This is a genomic window from Amycolatopsis mediterranei, from assembly GCF_026017845.1.
GTDB classification, from domain to species: Bacteria; Actinomycetota; Actinomycetes; order Mycobacteriales; family Pseudonocardiaceae; genus Amycolatopsis; species Amycolatopsis mediterranei.
On sequence record NZ_CP100416.1, the window covers coordinates 3627560 to 3645623 of the forward strand.

Here is an 18064-nt window from a genome sequence, read left to right on the forward strand (position 1 = left end):
GCGTCTTGTGCGCGACGTCGGCCGTCAGCAGTCCGGCGGGGTGCCCGGGTGGACGACCACGCTCGGGGTCCGCGCCGGCCGGTCGCCGTCCGGGGCGGGCTGCGGGCAGACCCGGACCACCGGGGGACCCGCGTCCGCGCGGTTTCCGCTGTTGTCGAACGTGATCGGCCCGCCGGCGCCCGCCACCGCCTGGCCACTCGAAGAGAACCCGCTGATCGCCGTGTTGACCTGGCTGCGCTGGACCGGCTTCGCCGACGGGAGCGTGCGCAGGGCCGCCGAGATCGTGGTCACCGCGTCGTAGCCGTTGACCGCCCAGCCGTCGTCGAGGTGGGTCGCGTCGAAGCCGGCGCCGGCGAACGCCATTTCGAGGTCGCGGAACCCGGGGTTGTCGCCGCGGAAGCGGTCGGCGCCGGAGACCAGTGTGGACACCAGCCGGATCCGGCCGTCGGTGAAGCTGGGCGAACGCAGCGCCCGCAGGCGGAGGTCCTCCAGCATCGCGTTGTCCTCCGGCGAGCGGACCCGGAGGCCGTCGGACGTGCTGACCACGGTGACCGACCCGGCCGCGCACCGGCCGCCGACCAAGGCTTCGTCGAGGCTGAAGAGGAACCGGGCCAGGTCGCCACCGCGCGCGATGTAGAGCACTTCGACGTCCTTCGCCGCGCCGCAGACCCGTTGGGCGGTCAGCGGGACCGTGCTGGCTTCGTCGGCGTCGAACTTGACCTCGGTGATCTTGCCGCCGAACCGGCGCTGCATCAGCGGCAGCGCGGTGCACGGGTACGGGTCGGAGCCGCCGGTGGGCACCATGAGGAAGTCCGGGCGGCCGGGCAGCGCCGCGGCGAGCTGCTCGATCTGCACGGCGTTCCGGTAGGCGACGCGGTAGAAGTAGTCCCTCCCGATCCCGCGCGGGTAGGTGATGTCCGGGTCGCACGCGCGGAAGTCCGGCTGGTCGTCGCGGGACCCGGTCTGGTCGAAGCCCTCGGCGGTGATCAGGTCCGACACCATCGGGACCTTCGCCGCCGCCAGCAGGTCCGCCACCTCGGCCGAGCGCTGCCGGCTCAGCCCGAGCCCGGCGACCGCCACGACATCCGGGTCGTCCGCGAGCGCCCGGGCCACTTCGACGGCCTCGTTGTCCGGCCCGTAGGCGCCGACGTTCGCGACCACCAGCCGCATCGGGTGCAGGCAGCCGGTGTCGTTGGCGTGGCGCTGCCCGGCGGCCATGCCCTCGAGCTCGTGCAGCGCGCGCCCGCCGGCGTTGCGGTCGGTCAGCGTCAGCAGCACGCCGACCGTCACCGGGGTGCCCTGGGGATCGCACTTGTCCGCGGCGGCGGCGTTCTGCTGCTCGACCACGTGCAGCACGGCGGAGAAGCGGTCGAGGCCGAAGTCGTACGAGCCGTCGCTGAGCCCCACGCACTCGTCGCCGGCCGACCACGCGGAGCCGTCGAACCAGCCGCAGGTGAACGCCCGCTGCAGCGGCTGCTGCCAGACCAGGCCGCCCGCCAGCAGGAGGACGACGGCGAGCACGGCGGACAGCCGCCACCAGTCCGTCCACCGGTGCGGGAAATCCCGGTTCGGGTCGGGGAAGATCGTCCAGCGGAAGCGCGAGGGCACGGCGAATCCTTTCGGAACAGGGAGGTTCAGTACCGGTTGCGGTCCGCCGAGTAGCGGTCGGCCCGCTCGAGGAACGGCTGCCGGTCCGCGACGCCTTCGCTTTCGGCCAGCCTCAGGAAGCCGTGCCAGGCGAGCTGCCGCAGGGCGGCGATGTCCTCCGGCCGGGTCACGCACGGGTCCCGTTCCAGCGCCGGCACGATGCCGAGCAATGCGTCGGTGTGCCCGGCCGGGGTCGGTGGCCGGCCGATCCCCTGGATCTCCGCGAGGTCGGTGACCCGCGGATCGGGGGTGACGACCACGGCGTCGAACAGCGCCAGCCACTCCGCGGACGGCAGTTCGGGCAGCAGGACGGCCAGTGCGTCCGCGACCTTCGCGCGGCCGCCGAGCATCAGCTCGTGGTGCCACCGCCCGGCCCGGTCGTCCGGGTGGGTTTTCCCGCGCAGGAGCCGGAAAACGCCTTCCCAGCCGGTCCGCGCGTCCGGGCGCGTGGCCAGTGCCCGGAGGCCGAGGTAGCGGGCCAGCGGGTGGAGCCGGCGTTCACCGCCGCCGGCGGCGGGCCACAACGTCGGCGAGGTGTAGAGCGGCGAGCCGAGGCCGAAGGGCGGGGGCAGCAAGGGGACGAGCGTGCCGGCCTCCTGCCACGTCCGGGCGGCCGCCAGCGTGATCAGCGCCTCGACCGAGGCGTCGTCCGGCCGCCGTTGCGGATCGAGGCCGCGGACGAAGATCCGCAGCAGGTGCCGGTCGGCGGGCACGTCCTCGTCCGGGTCCGTGCCGTCCAGGAGCGCGTCCGGGTCGTCGAGCAACCGCGGGTTTTCCGCCAGCCGGCGCAGCACGAACGCCGTCGCGGCCGGGTGGCCGTGGGTGAGCCGGAACGCCGTCCTGGCGGTGCGTTCCGACGTCGTCCAGTCCTGGCTGCGGGCCAGCTGGAGCACCTCGGCGGAACTCAGGTCGGTGACGTCGACCCGCATCCGTGGGCCGTCCACCGGCTCGGTTCCCGGCCACGGCACGGCGCCCGCCGCGGCCGGTCCGGCGCTGGTGGTGACCACGGTGAGCGGATCCGGCAGCCGGTTCTCCGGCGTCGGCCGGCTGCCGGCGATCGCGGTGCGCACGCGCAGCAGTGAGCGGACGAAAGTCATCGCTTCCGGGACGTCGCCGTCGTCCAGCAGCAGGAGCATCTGCGGCGGACGGCCCCGGACGCGGGCGTGGCTGCGGCGCAGGTCGGCGAGGAACGCGCCGACCAGGACGTCGTCCACGCTGCGGCGGACCAGTGCGTCCGCGCTCTTGGCCCGGGCGCTGAGCTCGATCAGCGTCGTCTCGGGGTTCTTGGCGAAGTCCAAGTCCTGGTGCCGGAACCAGTCCACGGCGTCGCCCCAGGAGAGCCGCATCAGCCCGCGCCCGCGGTACAGCCGGTTCAGCGTGCTCCGGGTGACTTCCGCCGCCAGCCCCGGGACGAGCTCGGACAGCCCGGGCACCTGGACGTGCACGAGGGCGAACGAATCACGGGCCAGTGCGGTGAGGAAACTGTCGAGCGCGGGTTTCCGTTTGTATTCGTTGAGCCGTTCCCGCAGCCGGATGAGCTGGTCGCCGGGAGGCAGCCCGGCGAAATCCGCGCTGATGGCCAGCTGGGCGACCAGGGAACGGGGAAAAGTCACCGGATATCCCGGGACGCCCACCCCCAGCCCGAGCATGATCGAGGTCAGCAACGGCCGCAGCGACGTCTGCTCGCCGTCCGGCACCAGCGGCTGGACCAGCACGGAAGCCGTGCGGTCCCGCCAGGTCCGCAGTGCTTCCTGGAGGATCGCGGTCCGCCCGGAACCGCCGCAGCCGGTCAGGATCAGGACCGGCCGCGGACCGGCCGGCGCGTTTTCCCCGCGCGGTTCGGTCAGCTCGCCGATCAGCTCCAGGACCGACGTCCGGCCCACGAACATAGGTCCCCCTCGACACATTCGCACTTCGCCGTTCCCCCGCGAAGACCGGCACTTTATCGTTTTCGAGCCGGTCGGCGGGCAAGAATGGCGCGAAGCTGACGAAGGTCAGCCGAACGCCGGGCCGATGACCTGAATGCCGCAGTGCCCGGCACGCGGAGTAACCGGTTCTGCCGGATGGCTGCCGGGGTGGGCGGCCTCCGCGGTGTGCGGCCGGTCCCGGCCCTCGCGTCATTCCTGCGTGGCGCGCACCGCCGGCCTGACGAATTCTTCGGCGAACTCGCGGAAGGTGGTGGGCGTGGTGTTCTCCGGGGTGCGCGGCGTGGCGTTGTTGATGCCGCGTTCGCCGGCGAGGTCCATGTCCACCACGGACCGGGCCATCGCCTCGGAGAACCCGCGGCCGACGAGGAACGGCCCGACCGCTGCGCGGTCTCCGCGCCGGAACCGGACGGGCGTGCCCAGCACGTCGGTCAGGACGTCGGCGATTTCCTGGTGCGAAAGGTCTTCGCCGCCGCGCACCTCGACCGAGTCCTGCCCGGTCCAGGTGCGGTCGCGAAGGTACCCGGCGGCGAGCGCCGCGATGTCCTTCGTCGCGATCCAGGGCATCCGGAACCCGGCGGGCACGGTGCCGGAAACCTCTCCCTCCCTGATCGAGGCCACCTGCCGGAGGACGTTGTCCATGAAGGTGGGCAGGGCCAGGGCGCGCACGTGCGCGCCCGTGCTGCGGAAGAGGTCCTCCATCGCGTGCGACGCGGACACGTGGCCGGCGTAGATCTGCGATCCGCGCCCGAGTGCGGAGACGATCACGACGCGCGGCACCGCGTGGCGCACGACGGCGTCGGCGCCCGGGATCGAGGCGGTCACGTAAGCCTCGTAGGGACTGCTCGCGGTCGGGGCCGCCGGCATGAGCCAGAACAGTGCTTCGGCGCCGTCGAGGGCCCGGTCGAGGACGTCGGGATCGCGGTGCGAACCGACGACGACCTCGGCTCGCTGCCGGACTTCGGCGGGCAGCCGGCCCGGGTCCCGGACGACGACCCGGACCGGCTCGTCGTGGCGCAGCAGCGTGGCGACGAGCTTGCTGCCGATCTGCCCGGTCGGGGCGGTGATCACAATCATGGATGATGGCTCCGATCAGCGGGAAGCAGAAGTAAACTCGACTGTACCGTATACTTTGAGGTGGACGCCATGGCCCGACGCGGGGAAGCGCTACGCGAGCACATCCTCGACGCGGCGAAGCTGGCCTTCCTGGAGGACGGCTTCGAGCGGACCTCCATGGACGCGATCGCGGCGCGCGCGGAAACGTCGAAGCGGTCCCTGTACGCGCACTTCCCGACCAAGGACGCGCTGTTCCTCGCGGTCGTCGAGCGCGTCCGCGCCCTCTTCGGCGCCCGGATGCGCACGCCCGCCGAATACTCCGCGCACCCGGAGGAGGCGGTCGTGCGGTACTGCGGGCGTTTCCTCCAGCTGGTGCGGTGGTCCTCGGTCGCCCGGATGCTCCGGCTCGGGATCGCGGAGGCCGATCGGCTGCCGGAGCTGGCGGCGGGCCTCTACGACGTCCTCTTCGGGACCACGGCCGGTGACCTGGCGGCGCACCTGGTGGCGGAACTGGGGCTCGCGGCCGGCGACGCCGAAGCGGTGGCGGGCGAACTGCTCGGTCTCGTCCTCCACCCGACGCTGCCGCGCCTGCTGTTCGGGATCGACGCTCCGGTGGACGAGCTGCCGCCGGAGGCCGGCTCGGCGGCGGAAGCCGACCTCGACCGGATCGACCGGCTCTTCCGCGTCGTGCTCGGGTCGCGCCGCTGAGCCGACGGCCGACGCCGTAGCACGACATTGCCTCTGAGCTGCGGAAACCATCTATACTACGGTGGTATACACGCCGGGTATACTCTTGCAGTATAGTGATCGGCGGCCCCGGAACGCGGGGTCCGGAGGGGATCAGGGGTATGTCGATTTCACATACGTTGCTCGCGTTGCTCGAGTCCGGCCCGCGGCACGGCTACGACCTGAAACGGGCCTACGACGAGCAGTTCGGGCAGGACCGCCCGCTGGCTTACGGCCAGGTCTATTCGACGTTGTCACGGCTGCTGCGCAACGGCATGGTCGAAGTGGCGGGCGTCGAGAGCGGGGACGGGCCGGACCGGAAGCGCTACACCATCACCGACGCCGGGGTCACCGACGTCGAGACGTGGCTGCGCACGCCGGAAAACCCGCAGCCGTACCTGCAGAACACGCTCTACACCAAGGTGGTGCTCGCGCTGCTGTCCGGGCGCAGCGCCGTCGACGTGCTCAACGTCCAGCGCGGCGAGCACCTGGATGTGATGCGCGCGCTCACCAAACGCAAACACGGGGGCGACCTCGCCGATCAGCTGATCTGCGATCACGCGCTCTTCCACCTCGAGGCGGACCTGCGGTGGCTGGAGCTGACCGCCGCGCGCCTCGGCGAACTCGAACAGGCGGTGCGCTGATGACCAGGCCGGGAACGCCGTTGCTCGTCGGCAAGGGACTGTGCAAGTCGTTCGGCCCGACGCGGGCGCTCGACGGGGCGGCGCTGTCCGTCTCGGCGGGGGAGGTGCTCGCGATCATGGGCGCGTCCGGTTCCGGCAAGTCGACGCTGCTGCACTGTCTCGCCGGCATCCTCCGGCCGGACGCGGGCACCATCGACTACCGCGGCGCCGACCTCGCCGGGATGGGCGACAAGGGGCGGAGTGCGTTGCGGCGCACCGACTTCGGCTTCGTGTTCCAGTTCGGGCAGCTCGTGCCCGAGCTGTCCTGCCTCGAGAACGTCGCGCTTCCGCTGCGGCTCACCGGAAGCCGGCGGAAGCAGGCCGAGGCCAAGGCGGCCGAATGGCTCGCCCGGCTGGAGGTCGACGGGCTGGCCAAGCGCCGCCCCGGCGACGTGTCCGGCGGGCAGGCGCAGCGGGTCGCGGTGGCGCGGGCGCTGGTGACCGGGCCGAAGGTGGTCTTCGCCGACGAGCCGACCGGGGCGCTCGACTCGCTCAACGGCGAGAAGGTCATGCGGATGCTCACCGAGGCGGCGCGGGAATCGCACGCCGCGGTCGTGCTGGTGACCCACGAACCGCGCGTCGCCGCCTATTCGGACCGGGAGATCATGGTCCTCGACGGGCGCACGGTCGACCGGGAGCTGGTCGCATGATGCAGGATCTGGCGCTGGGACTCCGGCTGGCCGTCGGGGGCGGCCGGATGTCCGGCGCGGCGCTGCTGCGCCTGGCGATGACCGCGTTCGGGATCGCGCTCGCGGTCGCCGTGCTGCTGTCCGCGGCGGCGGTCCAGCACGTGGCCGGCGAGCAGGCGGCGCGGAAGGCGGCGATCGCGCAGAGCACCGCGCCGCGCGCGGGCGTCACCCCGCTGCTGGCCTACAACTGGTACGCGTTGGTCGGTGAGGAATTCGTGCAGGTCACCGCGGTCGCGGCGACCGGGGCGAGCTCACCGGTGCCGCCGGGGCTCAGCCGGCTGCCGGCGCCGGGAGAGATCGCCGTGTCGCCGGAGCTGGCCGCGAGGCTGGCCGGACCGGACGGCGGCTCGCTGAAAGCGCAGCTGCCGGGCCGCGTCGTCGACCGGATCTCGCGGGAAGGCGTCTCCAACGCGGGCGATCTGACCGCGTACTACGGGGTGCCGGCCGCGCAGATCGAGGCCGAGGGCACCGACGGCAGGAAGGTCTACGCGTTCGGCCGCCCCGCCACCGGGCTCGGCCTGCCGGTGCTCTTGCTGGGCCTCATCCCGCCGATCGCCGCGGTGCTGCTGCTGCCGTTGCTGATCTTCGTGACCACCGCCTCGCGGATGGGTGCGGCGCAACGGGAACGCCGGCTCGCCGCGCTGCGGCTGCTCGGCCTGGACTCCCCGCGGGTCAAACGGATCGCGGCGGCCGAATCGCTGGTCGGGGCCGTGCTGGGGCTCGCGGCCGGGATCGGGTTCTTCGCCCTGCTGCGCACGTTCGTCGCCGACATCCTGCCGTTCGGCCTGCGGGTCTTCCCGGAGGACTTCGTGCCGACCTGGCCGCTCGTCGTGGTGATCGTGCTGCTGGTACCCGGGCTCGCGGTCGGCTCGGCGCTGTTCGGGCTGCGCCGCACGATCGTGGAACCGCTCGGCGTGGTCCGCCAGGGCAAGCCGGTGCGCCGGCGGATGTGGTGGCGCTGGACGCTCACCGCGATCGGCGTGCTGTGCCTGGCCGCCACCCTGGCCTTCGACCGCGGGGACGGCAACAGTCCCGCCGCGCCGGCCCTCGCGGTGGGCAGCGTGTTCCTGCTCGTGGGCGTCGCGGCCCTGCTGCCGTGGCTGGTCGAGCGGCTCGTGACGCGCCTGCACGGCGGGTCGCCGTCGTGGCAGCTGGCGATCCGGCGGCTGCAGCTGGACAGCGGCACCGCCAGCCGGGTGGTGTCCGGCCTGGTCGTCGTGCTGGCCGGCACGATCCTGATCCAGGGTGTGATCACCTCGCTCGGCAGTGCCGACCGGGAGTCCACTCCGGACGGCGTGGCCGCCGTCCCGGTGCAGGTGCAGACCACCGCCGCGCACGAGGCCGAGGTCCGCAGGCTGGTGTCGGCCGCGCCCGGGGTGACCGGCGTGCACCCGGCCCGGAACCTGGCGTTCCGGGCCGGGGAGAAGCGGGACTACGGCGTGGTCGGCGATTGCCTGGCGCTCAAGGCCCAGGCGAACATCGGCGACTGCTCCGACGGCGACGTGTTCTACCTGGCCCCGGCCTCGGGCGGCGCGGCGCCGGCCGGGCCCGTGCAGCTGCTGGGCTTTTCCCGCGGCGGGGAGGTGAAGGGTCCGGAGTGGACGGTGCCGGGCATCGTCCGGGTCGTGCAGCCGAGCGGCGTGGCGCAATCCGGCCAGAGCCTGCTGGTCACGCCCGGCGCACTCGGCGGGCTGGCCCTCCCGGACTCGACGGTCGATGTCTACGTGTCGGGCACCGGCGACCGGCAGGCGCTGACCGACGACGTCGCGCGGGCGGTCCAGCCGCTCGCGTGGAACGCCACCGCCACCAGCAGCGACTACCTCGGCGGATTCCGCGCCCGCGACCAGCGGTTGGTGGAGAGCTTCCGCGCGGTGCTGATCACCGCGTCGCTGTTCGTGCTGGCGGTGGCGGCGATGAGCCTGCTGATGCTGTCGATCGAGCAGATCAGCGAACGGCGCCGGCCGCTCGCGGCGCTGTCGGCGGCCGGCGTGCCGATCGGCGTGCTGGCGCGCGGAGCCCTGTGGCAGACGGGGATTCCGGTGGTGGTCGGCGTGGTGCTGGCGGTCGCGGCGGGGCTCGGGCTGACCGCGCCGATCCTGCGGCTGGCGGACCGGCCGATGACCATCGACGTCCCGGTGCTGCTCGTGCTGGCGGTGACCACGGTGCTGGCGGTCCTGCTGGTGACCGCGCTGACGATGCCGTTGCTGCGCCAGGTGACCCGGTTGGACACCCTGCGCTCGGAATGAGCCCGGGCACGCCATCCGACCTCCGGCTGGCGTCCCGGGAGCGCTCTGGCGGTCGTTCGCTTGGGTGGGCGGGCTGCTCGACCGGCCTGGGTCGCGTGCCGGGCGCGCTCTGGCGGCCGTTCGCTTGGCTGGGCAGGCCGCCCGACCGCACTGGGCTGGTGCCTGGCGCGCCGGGGCGGCCGCTCGCGGGCCTCGCGGTGATCGCGGACCGGGGAGCGCGCGTGGTCTTGCGCGAGCGGACCCGACGCGCACCACCCCGGCGGTTCCGGCCGCCGGGGTGGTGGCTCCCGGCTGTCGCCCCTCGGGCGGGGCAGCGTCCCGCCGTCGGCGAAGCTCGGCGCCGGGTCAGCGCTTGCAGGGCCCGAAGTACCGGCACTCGATCAACGCCCGCGGGTCGAGAGACCGCGCCCGCGGCTCGAGGGTGTCGAGCAGCGCGGCGATCTCGTCCAGGTCCACGACACCCGCCGCGGTCAACGGGAAGAACTGCTCCCGGGTGTCGTGCTCGGGGCAGCCGCTGCCGCGCAGGTTGCCCGCCGGGACCAGGGCGAAGACCTCTTCGCCCTCGTTGCCGAACGTGAAGTAGCTCTGCAGCCGCACCGGGGTGGTGTCGGCGACGTCGTTGATGTGCCGGCCGCCGTAGGTCTCGGGGTAGTGCCAGCCCGCGTGCACGTCGTTGGCGAACCAGACCCGCGCGGGATCGCTGTCGCCGTCGAGGAGCCAGCCCCGCGCGGTGAGGAACTCGTGCACGCCGAGCTGGCGGGCGACCATGAGGTCGGACGTGGTCATCGCGGTCCCTTCGGACGAAGTCGGGTACTCACGCTCAGTGTCGCGCCTGGCCGGTTTCCACGACCGGGTGACCCGCGTCCGGGAAGCGAGACGGCGGGCCGGTCACACGATGCCCGCCGAGATCAGCTGCTGCCAGATCTCGCCCTGGTCGACGACCTCGACGCCGTGCTTCTCGGCCTTCGTCAGCTTGCTTGCCCCGACGTCGGCGCCGGTGATGAGCAGGTCCGTGCTCGCCGAAACCGAGGTCGCCGTGGTCGCGCCCGCTCTCTCGCAGAGCCGCTGGAACGTCGGGCGCGGCACCTTCTCGCCCGACCGGGGGTCGCTGATCGCGCCGGTGACCACCACCGTCTTGCCCGCCAGCGGCGCGCCCGCCGCGACGACCGGCGGGAGGTCCTCCTCGCGCACGTCCAGCGAAACCCCCGCCTTCCGCAGGCGTTCGAGCTCGGGGCGCAGCCGGGTGAGGTGCTCGATCAGCGACGCGGCGACCTTCGGCCCGATGTCCTCCACCGCCACGAGCCCGTCGACGCCCGCCTCCGCGACGTCTTCCAGGGAGCCGAACCCGGCCCGGCACAGGCGGGCGGCCGTGCCTTCGGACGCCATCGGGATGGCCAGCCCGATCAGCGCCCGGCGCAGGCCGACCCCCCGGCTCGCGTCGATCGACTCGATCATCCGGGTGGCCGAAACCTCGCCGATGCGGTCGAACTCGAGCAGCTTTTCCTTCGTCAGCCCGTAGAAGTCCGAGGGATTCTCCAGGATGCCCGCCTCGGCCAGCCGTTCGATCCACACGCCGCCGATGGCGTCGATGTCCGCCGCCGCCCGCGACGCCCAGTGGATCAGCCGCCGCACGGTCTGCGCCGGACAGGACACGTTGGTGCAGAACAGTTCCCGGCTGTTGCCCTGCTCGGTCAGCGGCTGCCCGCACGACGGGCACACCTCCGGCGGGACGATCTCCCGCTCGGCGCCCGTGCGCTTCGAGGCGTCGAGCACGCCGGCGACGAACGGGATCACGTCGCCCGCGCGGCGCACCAGCACGGTGTCGCCGATCTTGATGCCGCGGGCGCGGATGACCTCCTGGTTGGCCAGGGTCGCGCGAGTGACCGTGGTCCCGCCCACGAACACCGGTTCCAGCCAGGCGACCGGGGCGATCTTGCCGGTCTTGCCGACGTCCCAGACCACATCGGACAGCACGGTGGTCTTCTCCTCGGCGGCGAACTTGAACGCCAGCGCCCCGCGGGGTGAGCTCGACCGGGTGCCGGCCGCCGCGTAGGCGTCGCGGCTCGCCAGCCGCAGCACGGCACCGTCGAGGTCGTAGTCCAGTTCGTTGCGCTGCTGCTCGATCTCGCCGATCACGCTCTGCGCCTCGGCGGCGTCGGCGCACCGCCGCATGTCGGCCGCGGTGAAGCCGAGCGTGTGCAGCGCGCTGCCGAGGTCGGTCTCCGCGCTGTCGGGCTCGGTGTACAGGTCGAAGGCGAAGAACCGCAGCCGGCGCTCGGCCACCGTCGCGGGGTCCTTTGCGCGCAGCGTGCCGGCGGCGGCGTTGCGCGGGTTGATCAGCGGCTTGTCCGGGTGGGCGGTGTTGTAGGCGGCGAAGGTGGAGCGCAGCATGACGGCCTCGCCGCGGACCTCGACGCGGCCCGGCGCCTCGACCTGCTCGGGGATCCCGTCGGTCAGGGCGCGCACGAGCTTCGTGACGTCGTCGCCGGTCGTGCCGTCGCCGCGGGTGACCGCGCGGGCCAGCCGCCCGTTTTCGTAGACGACGGCCAGCGACAGGCCGTCGAGCTTCGGCATCACGACCACCGGCTGGCCGGGGAAGCGGTCGAAGAACGCCTCGACCTGCTCGGGTTTGGTCGCCTTTTCCAGTGACAGCATCGGGCGCGAGTGCCGGATCGGCGCGTGCAGCACCGCGGGTGCGCCGACCTGGTCGAGGGGGTTCGGGTCGGGCGTGAATTCCGGGTGGGCCTCGATCAGGCTCCGCAGCTCGTCTTCGACCGCGTCGTACTCCGCGTCGGCCACCAGCGGCGATCCCCGGTAGTAGGCGTCACGCAGCACCGTGATGCGGTCGGCGAGTTCCGGGATGCGTTCCTGAGCGTTCACGCCGAGGACGTTACCGGGCACCCCCGACAAAACCCGCCTGCCGCCGGTTCCGCGGGTCGCCGAGGAGCGCCGGCCCGGCCATCCGGCGAGCCCCGTTCCGGAGCAACTCCAGGTTTACGATGAAGATCATGCGATTCGCCATCAAGACCTCGCCCCAGAACACCGAATGGGCCGACATGCTCGCCGTCTGGCAGGCCGCGGACGAAATCGAGCTGTTCGAGTCCGGGTGGACCTTCGACCACTTCTACCCCATCTTCTCCGATCCGACCGGACCGTGCCTGGAAGGGTGGGTGACGCTGACCGCGCTGGCCCAGGCCACCAAGCGGCTCCGGCTGGGCACGCTGGTCAGCGGCATCCACTACCGCCACCCCGCGTTGCTGGCGAACATGGCCACGACGCTCGACATCGTCTCCGGCGGGCGGCTGGAGATCGGCGTCGGCGCCGGCTGGAACGAAGAGGAGTCCGGCGCGTACGGCATGGAGCTGGGCTCGATCAAGGCCCGCAGCGACCGGTTCGAGGAAGCGTGCGAGGTCCTCGTCGGGCTGCTGACGCAGGAGACCACGACGTTCCGCGGCGAGCACTACCAGCTGACCGACGCCCGCTGCGAGCCGAAGGGCCTCCAGCGGCCGCACCCGCCGATCTGCATCGGCGGCAGCGGCGAGAAGCGCACCCTGCGCACGGCCGCGAAGTACGCCCAGCACTGGAACTTCGTCGGCGGCCCGCCCGAGGAGTTCGCCCGCAAGCGGGAGGTCCTGCACCGCCACTGCGCGGACGTCGGCCGCGACCCGGCGGAGATCACGCTGTCCTCGCACGTCCGGCTCGAGCCGGACCTCGACTACGCGAAGGTCGCCGCCGAAGCCGCGGCACTCGGGGAAGCGGGCGTGGACCTGGCGATCGTGTACCTGCCGCCGCCGCACACCCCGGCCGTGCTGGAGCCGCTGGCGAAGGCGCTCGAGCCGCTGCGCTGAACCGCCGCGTCAGGCCGGGGCGCCCAGCGCGGCGACGGCCGCGGCGATGCCCGCCCGGTCGTAGCTGCCGGTGGGCAGGGCGGCGCTGTGCGCGTGGCGGACCACGCCCCGGGCGTCGACGAGGATGCTGCCGGACCGCTGCAGCGCGCCGAAGACGGTCCGGCTCAGCCCGACCAGCTCGTGGGGCGTGTCACGGCGGCCGGTGAGGACCGGGAACGGGATCCCGTGCTCCGCCCGCCACGCGGCCGCCGTCGCGCGGTCTTCGGGGACGGCGATCAGGACCCGGACGCCGGCCGCCTCGAACGTGGCGGCGTCCTCGGCGAGGGCACGGACGTGCCGACGGCAGACCGGGCACGTCGTCGACCGCATGAAGTAGAGCAGCACGGCATGGTGGTCGGGGAGGCGGACGGTCTGCCCGTCGGTGTCTTCCAGCACCAGCTGCGGTGCGGGCGATCCGGCTTCGAGCACGGTGGGCTTCCTTTCGGGGATGGGGTTTCAGACGGTGTGCAACCGGGCCCGGACCGCGGTCCGGGCCCGGTGCAGGTGGGACTTCATCGCCGCGGTGCTCAGCCCGAGCGTGCCGGCGACCGTGCGGCCCGGGTGCCCGAGGACGTCGCGCATGACGAGCACGCGGCGCTGGACGTCCGGCAGTGCCCGGATGGCTTCGGCGACGCGCTCGGCTTCGAGCCGCCTGAGGACCTCGTCTTCGGCCGAGGCGGCGAGGCCGGGGTCGGCGGCGTCCTCGAGCAGGCGCCGGGCGCGGCGCAGGCACTCGTTCCGGACGATCCGGAACATCCACGAGGCCAGCGCGGCCGAGGCTCGCAGGGACCCGATCTTGCGGTAGAGGACGAGCAGGGCCTCCTGCGCCGCGTCCTCGGCGTCCTGCGGCGACGCGCAGAGGTGGTCGGCGAAGCGCCGCACGTGCGGATGGGCCCCGTGCACGACCGCGGTGATCGACTCGAGGTCCCCACCCTGCGCCGCTTCGACGAGCTGCTCGCTGACCCACCCCATCGCATCTCTCCCTTGTCGGCGTGACCACACCCATAAGAGGCTCCGGCCCCCCGAAAGGATTCACCGCCGGTCCGGGCGGGCGCTCCGGCGGGTGGCCGGCCCCGGCCCGGCGGCGGGTCTCGTCGCTCAGCGTGTCCGGGGCCGGGTGCCTCCGGGCCGCCTCCCGCTCGCGGCGCGTGGCGCCGGCGGTGAGCCGTCGCCCGGGGCCGTCGCGTCGTGGCATTTCCCGCGGCTCGCGCGGAAACGCCGAACATCGAAATCGCCGGTTTCGTGATCAATGGACATCGTCACGTGTTTCCGTTACGGCCCATCATCTGTTTCACTCGATCGAGTGACGCTGGTATTCGGGCTCCGGTGCTGGTTGGCCAAAAGTAATGCCGGCGGTAAGGTCGTCGCGTCGAGAGCAACTCGAATGGTTGATTATTTCGCCACTCGCCTTCCGTGATTCCGGAGCAGAAAGAAAGAGTCTTGGATTTCGAAGCACTGGCCGGCGAGTTGCGGAACCTGCGGGAGAGCGTCGCCGGGGTTACCGACACGGTGCTGGCCGCGGTCGACGGCATCCCGATCATCGCCGACGCCGCCGACGACATCGATCCGGCGAAGATCTCCGCGCTCGCCGCGGCGGATCTCGGGATCGCCCGGCAGGCCGCCGAAATCACGGGCAAGGGCACGCTGAACCAGACCGTGGTGTTCGGCAGTGAAGGGTACATGGCCGTCTACGCCATCGGGCGGCTGGCGTTGCTGGTCGTGCTGGGGGACAAGGACCTGAACGTCGGGCGCCTGCTGTTCGAATCCCGGCCCGTCGTCGAGCGGATCGGCTCGATCCTGGCCGCGTAGCCCGCCGGCCGACCACCCGTTCACGAGAGGAAGCAGCACGATGATGAACATCGACACGGCACTCAAGGAAGCCATGTCCATCAGCGGCGCCGTCGGCGTCGCGCTGGTCGACTACGAAAGCGGCATGTCGCTGGGCACCAGCGGCGGCGGCGACTGGCTCGACCTGGAGGTCGCCGCGGCCGGGAACACCGAGGTGGTGCGGTCGAAACTGCGGGTGATGTCCTCGCTGGCGCTCAACGATTCCATCGAGGACATCCTGATCACCTTGCACCGGCAATACCACCTGATCCGGCTGCTGAATTCGGTGAGTTCCCGGAATTCGCTGTTCCTGTACCTGGTGCTGGACCGCGACCGGGCGAACCTGGCGCTGGCCCGGCACTACCTCAAACGCATCGAAACGGATCTGCAGGTGTAGCCCGGGATGACCGGAGGCGGCTCCCGCGCCGCACTCGTCGTCGGCTCGGCGTTCGTGCACGACCTCGGTTCCCTGTTCCCCGTGACGATGACCCTCGCCGGTGAGGAGCTGGCGTTCACGTTCGTGTCGTCCTGCCCGTCACCCGACGCCGTCGCGGAGTGGGTCCGGCTGCGCTCGGGCACCGTCGTGGCCGGCCGGGTGCCGCGCTTCTTCGTCGACGCGAACGGGCGGCGGATCCGCGTCGAGCTGGCCGGATCGGCGATCCGGGCCCTGGTCGTCCTCGCCGACGAGGTGACCGCCGCACCGGCGTCCGTTCCGCAGCTCGGCCGCTGGCAGGACCAGATGCCCTGCCGGGTGCGAGGCGCGATGGACGAGCTCGCGCGGATGCTGTCGCGCTGCCGGCACCGCGCCGGCGGCGCCGCACCGCTGATCGACCTGGAACTGGCCTACCGGCCGGATCGCGAGTACGAGACCCGCCTGGCCGGCGCGCACGAGCGGGTGCGGGCGTTCATCGCACCGGTCCGCCCGGTGCTGGCGATGCGCTGGCGTTCGGCGACATCGGCCCAGCGCAAGGCGTTCCTGGCCGAGCTACCGGACGATACCCCGGTCCGGGGCTGGCTCCGGCGGCGCCGGACCACGCGGATCATGGGCATGGAGCTGGAGGTCGCACCCTGACCGGCTCCAGGCGGGGATGGTCACCGCAGCTCGCCGAAGAACGCCCGGACGTCGTCCACCAGCAAGTCCGGCGCCTCCATCGCCGCGAAGTGGCCGCCGCGGCCGAACTCGGACCAGTGGACGATCGTGTGCTCGCGATCGAGCGCGCCGCGGATCGACACGTCCAGCGGGAACACCGCGACCCCGGTCGGCACGGGCGACCGCTCGCTCGCGCCCCACGCGCCCGCGTGTGCGGTCTCGTAATAGCAGTTGGCCGACGACCCGCCGGTGCCGGTCAGCCAGTAGAGCATCACGTTGGTGAGCAACAGGTCGCGGTCCACCGCGTCCTCCGGCAGCTCGGCCGCCGGATCGGTCCACTCCTTGAACTTCTCCACGATCCAGGCCAGCTGACCCACCGGGGAATCGTGCAGCCCGTGCGCCAGCGTCTGCGGCCGGGTCGTCTGCATCGCCACGTACCCGGACTGCTCGGTCCGGAGGTACGCGAAGTGCTGCAGCCGCGCCTTTTCGGCCTCGGTCAGCTCGACGTCGTCGGCCGGCGCGCCGAACGCGGCGAGCCCGTTGGCGTGCACGCCGACGACCTTGTCCGGGGCGAGCCGGCCGAGGCCCGGGCCGACGACCGCGCCGGTGTCGCCGCCCTGCGCGCCGTAGCGGTCGTAGCCGAGCCGGTGCATCAGCTCGGCGAACGCCCGGGTGATCCGGCCGGTGTCCCAGCCCGCCTCGCGGGTCGGCCCGGAGAAGGCGGTGCCCGGGATCGAGGGGATCACCAGGTGGAACGCGGTCGCCGGGTCCGCGCCGTGGGCACGCGGGTCGGTCAGCGGGCCGATCACGTTCAGGAACTCCACGATCGACCCGGGCCAGCCGTGGATCAGGATCAGCGGCAGCGCGCCCGGCTCGGGGGAGCGGACGTGCAGGAAGTGGATGTCCTGCCCGTCGATCTCGGTGACGAACTGCGGGAACGCGTTCAGCTTCCGCTCGTGGGCGCGCCAGTCGTAGCCGTCGCGCCAGTACCCGGCCAGTTCCTTCAGGTAGCTCACCGGCACCCCGCGGCTCCAGCCCACGCCGGGCAGGTCCGCCGCCCAGCGGGTGCGGGCGAGCCGGTCGCGCAGGTCGTCCAGGTCGGCCTGGGGGACGTCGATGGTGAAGGGCCGGATCTCGCTGTGGTTCTGCATGACTCCGACGCTAGAAGCCGGTTAGGTCAGTTTCCGTCCTAGGTGAAGAATGCCCCGCATGTGGGAAACCTCGGCACGGCTGCTGCGGCTGCTCTCGCTCCTGCAGACCCGCCGCGACTGGTCCGGAGCGGAACTGGCCGAACGGCTCGAGATCACCCCGCGAACCGTGCGCCGCGACATCGAACGGCTGCGCGCGCTCGGCTACCCGGTGCTGGCCACCGCGGGTACCGCCGGCTACCGGCTGGGCGCCGGCGCGGACCTGCCGCCGCTGCTGCTCGACGACGACGAAGCCGTCGCCGTCGCCATGGGCCTGCGCACCGCGGCGGGCGGCTCGATCACCGGCATCGAGGAGACGTCGGTGCGCGCGCTGGCCAAGCTCGAACAGGTGCTGCCGTCGCGGCTGCGCCACCGGATCAACGCCCTGCGGTCGGCGACGGTGCCGCTGGCCAGCACCGGCCCCACCGCCGACCCGGACACCCTCACCGCCATCGCCGCGGCCGTCCGCGACTCGGTGCGGCTGCGCTTCGGCTACCGCGCCCACGACGGCACCGAGAGCGTCCGCACGACCGAGCCGCACCGGCTGGTGCACACCGGACGGCGCTGGTACCTCGTCGGCCGGGACGTCGACCGCGCGGACTGGCGCACCTACCGCGTCGACCGCCTCGAACCCCGCACGCCCACCGGGCCGCGGTTCACCCCGCGCACCCCGCCCGACCCCGATCTCGGCGGCTACACCTCGCGGGCGATTTCGACGGCGGCCTACCGCTACCAGGGCCGGTTCACCCTGCACGTCAGCGCCGAGACCGCGGCCGAGCGCATCGCGCCCACCACCGCGGCGCTGGAACCGATCGACGAGCACAGCTGCACCCTGCGCGCCGGCTCCGATTCGCTCGACGAGCTGGCGATCTACGTCGCCGGCCACGGGTTCGGCTTCCGGGTGCACGAGCCACCGGAGCTCGTCGAGCACGTCCGGGCACTGGCCGCCCGGCTCGGCGAGGCGGCCGGCTGAGCCCAGGTCACCGCGCCGGGCTCGGGCACCGATGGACAGCGCGACCGGCCACCGGGCCCGCGGATACCTCAGCGGTACCGATTCCTTCGGCGACTCCGCGGGGTCCATGTCTTCGGAAGCGGCGCAGG

Annotated in this window: 17 protein-coding genes; 9 read left to right on the top strand and 8 right to left on the bottom strand. The window is 72.6% G+C overall.

Annotated features, from left to right (window positions below; genetic code table 11):
- Nucleotides 1-24: 24 nt before the first annotated feature.
- The 3 genes from ISP_RS17125 to ISP_RS17135 all read right to left on the bottom strand — a co-directional run bounded on the left by ISP_RS17125 (nt 25) and on the right by ISP_RS17135 (nt 4649).
- Nucleotides 25-1608, bottom strand: coding sequence for an ABC transporter substrate-binding protein (locus ISP_RS17125; protein WP_013225026.1), 1584 nt, complete (start codon nt 1606-1608; stop codon nt 25-27).
- Between the two features lie 26 nt (nt 1609-1634).
- A complete protein-coding gene (locus tag ISP_RS17130; protein WP_013225027.1) occupies nt 1635-3536 on the bottom strand; it encodes a hypothetical protein in 1902 nt (633 codons plus the stop codon).
- 228 nt (nt 3537-3764) lie between these two features.
- Nucleotides 3765-4649: an NmrA family NAD(P)-binding protein gene (locus ISP_RS17135; protein ID WP_013225028.1), complete on the bottom strand. Its 885-nt coding sequence runs from the start codon at nt 4647-4649 to the stop codon at nt 3765-3767.
- Nucleotides 4650-4718: 69 nt separating this feature from the next.
- Between ISP_RS17135 and ISP_RS17140 the strand changes: the two genes are divergently transcribed.
- The 4 genes from ISP_RS17140 to ISP_RS17155 all read left to right on the top strand — a co-directional run bounded on the left by ISP_RS17140 (nt 4719) and on the right by ISP_RS17155 (nt 8972).
- Complete coding sequence (locus ISP_RS17140) at nt 4719-5336, top strand: TetR/AcrR family transcriptional regulator (RefSeq protein WP_013225029.1); 618 nt, start codon at nt 4719-4721, stop codon at nt 5334-5336.
- Nucleotides 5337-5476: 140 nt separating this feature from the next.
- Nucleotides 5477-5998 carry a PadR family transcriptional regulator gene (locus ISP_RS17145; RefSeq protein ID WP_013225030.1) on the top strand — a complete coding sequence of 174 codons (522 nt, stop codon included), beginning with the start codon at nt 5477-5479 and terminating at the stop codon, nt 5996-5998.
- Nucleotides 5998-6687, top strand: coding sequence for an ABC transporter ATP-binding protein (locus ISP_RS17150; RefSeq protein WP_013225031.1), 690 nt, complete (start codon nt 5998-6000; stop codon nt 6685-6687). The genes ISP_RS17145 and ISP_RS17150 overlap by 1 nt, the downstream gene beginning before the upstream one ends.
- Nucleotides 6684-8972 carry an FtsX-like permease family protein gene (locus ISP_RS17155; protein ID WP_013225032.1) on the top strand — a complete coding sequence of 763 codons (2289 nt, stop codon included), beginning with the start codon at nt 6684-6686 and terminating at the stop codon, nt 8970-8972. The genes ISP_RS17150 and ISP_RS17155 overlap by 4 nt, the downstream gene beginning before the upstream one ends.
- A gap of 345 nt (nt 8973-9317) precedes the next feature.
- Here ISP_RS17155 and ISP_RS17160 read toward each other — a convergent pair whose 3' ends face one another.
- A complete protein-coding gene (locus ISP_RS17160; RefSeq protein WP_013225033.1) occupies nt 9318-9758 on the bottom strand; it encodes a hypothetical protein in 441 nt (146 codons plus the stop codon).
- A 102-nt stretch (nt 9759-9860) separates the two neighbouring features.
- Nucleotides 9861-11852, bottom strand: coding sequence for an NAD-dependent DNA ligase LigA (gene ligA, locus ISP_RS17165; protein ID WP_013225034.1), 1992 nt, complete (start codon nt 11850-11852; stop codon nt 9861-9863).
- 128 nt (nt 11853-11980) lie between these two features.
- Between ligA and ISP_RS17170 the strand changes: the two genes are divergently transcribed.
- Entirely contained in the window at nt 11981-12820 is an 840-nt protein-coding gene (locus ISP_RS17170; RefSeq protein WP_034284372.1) for an LLM class F420-dependent oxidoreductase, read from the top strand.
- A gap of 9 nt (nt 12821-12829) precedes the next feature.
- On the opposite strand, the gene ISP_RS17175 is transcribed toward ISP_RS17170, so the two are convergent.
- Nucleotides 12830-13288: a peroxiredoxin family protein gene (locus ISP_RS17175; protein ID WP_013225036.1), complete on the bottom strand. Its 459-nt coding sequence runs from the start codon at nt 13286-13288 to the stop codon at nt 12830-12832.
- 27 nt (nt 13289-13315) lie between these two features.
- Complete coding sequence (locus ISP_RS17180; RefSeq protein WP_013225037.1) at nt 13316-13831, bottom strand: RNA polymerase sigma factor; 516 nt, start codon at nt 13829-13831, stop codon at nt 13316-13318.
- A 468-nt stretch (nt 13832-14299) separates the two neighbouring features.
- Between ISP_RS17180 and ISP_RS17185 the strand changes: the two genes are divergently transcribed.
- From ISP_RS17185 to ISP_RS17195, 3 genes are read left to right on the top strand one after another with little or no spacing between them, the layout of a single operon-like run.
- Complete coding sequence (locus ISP_RS17185; protein WP_013225038.1) at nt 14300-14668, top strand: roadblock/LC7 domain-containing protein; 369 nt, start codon at nt 14300-14302, stop codon at nt 14666-14668.
- Between the two features lie 43 nt (nt 14669-14711).
- A complete protein-coding gene (locus ISP_RS17190; protein ID WP_034284373.1) occupies nt 14712-15083 on the top strand; it encodes a hypothetical protein in 372 nt (123 codons plus the stop codon).
- 6 nt (nt 15084-15089) lie between these two features.
- Nucleotides 15090-15758, top strand: a complete 669-nt coding sequence (locus tag ISP_RS17195; RefSeq protein ID WP_013225040.1) for a hypothetical protein — start codon at nt 15090-15092, stop codon at nt 15756-15758.
- A gap of 20 nt (nt 15759-15778) precedes the next feature.
- Here ISP_RS17195 and ISP_RS17200 read toward each other — a convergent pair whose 3' ends face one another.
- Nucleotides 15779-16927: an epoxide hydrolase family protein gene (locus ISP_RS17200; protein WP_013225041.1), complete on the bottom strand. Its 1149-nt coding sequence runs from the start codon at nt 16925-16927 to the stop codon at nt 15779-15781.
- Nucleotides 16928-16985: 58 nt separating this feature from the next.
- Here ISP_RS17200 and ISP_RS17205 point away from each other — a divergent pair, with 58 nt between their 5' ends.
- Nucleotides 16986-17936, top strand: coding sequence for a helix-turn-helix transcriptional regulator (locus ISP_RS17205; RefSeq protein ID WP_013225042.1), 951 nt, complete (start codon nt 16986-16988; stop codon nt 17934-17936).
- Nucleotides 17937-18064 lie beyond the last annotated feature (128 nt).

Bases quoted from the DNA above. Each gene is read 5' to 3' on its own strand.
- ISP_RS17155 (WP_013225032.1), top strand. From the start codon at position 6,684: ATGATGCAGGATCTGGCGCTGGGACTCCGGCTGGCCGTCGGGGGCGGC.
- ISP_RS17190 (WP_034284373.1), top strand. From the start codon at position 14,712: ATGAACATCGACACGGCACTCAAGGAAGCCATGTCCATCAGCGGCGCC.
- ISP_RS17145 (WP_013225030.1), top strand. From the start codon at position 5,477: ATGTCGATTTCACATACGTTGCTCGCGTTGCTCGAGTCCGGCCCGCGG.
- ISP_RS17150 (WP_013225031.1), top strand. From the start codon at position 5,998: ATGACCAGGCCGGGAACGCCGTTGCTCGTCGGCAAGGGACTGTGCAAG.
- ISP_RS17195 (WP_013225040.1), top strand. From the start codon at position 15,090: ATGACCGGAGGCGGCTCCCGCGCCGCACTCGTCGTCGGCTCGGCGTTC.
- ISP_RS17140 (WP_013225029.1), top strand. From the start codon at position 4,719: ATGGCCCGACGCGGGGAAGCGCTACGCGAGCACATCCTCGACGCGGCG.
- ISP_RS17170 (WP_034284372.1), top strand. From the start codon at position 11,981: ATGCGATTCGCCATCAAGACCTCGCCCCAGAACACCGAATGGGCCGAC.
- ISP_RS17180 (WP_013225037.1), bottom strand. From the start codon at position 13,831: ATGGGGTGGGTCAGCGAGCAGCTCGTCGAAGCGGCGCAGGGTGGGGAC.
- ISP_RS17135 (WP_013225028.1), bottom strand. From the start codon at position 4,649: ATGATTGTGATCACCGCCCCGACCGGGCAGATCGGCAGCAAGCTCGTC.
- ISP_RS17200 (WP_013225041.1), bottom strand. From the start codon at position 16,927: ATGCAGAACCACAGCGAGATCCGGCCCTTCACCATCGACGTCCCCCAG.
- ISP_RS17130 (WP_013225027.1), bottom strand. From the start codon at position 3,536: ATGTTCGTGGGCCGGACGTCGGTCCTGGAGCTGATCGGCGAGCTGACC.
- ISP_RS17205 (WP_013225042.1), top strand. From the start codon at position 16,986: ATGTGGGAAACCTCGGCACGGCTGCTGCGGCTGCTCTCGCTCCTGCAG.
- ISP_RS17160 (WP_013225033.1), bottom strand. From the start codon at position 9,758: ATGACCACGTCCGACCTCATGGTCGCCCGCCAGCTCGGCGTGCACGAG.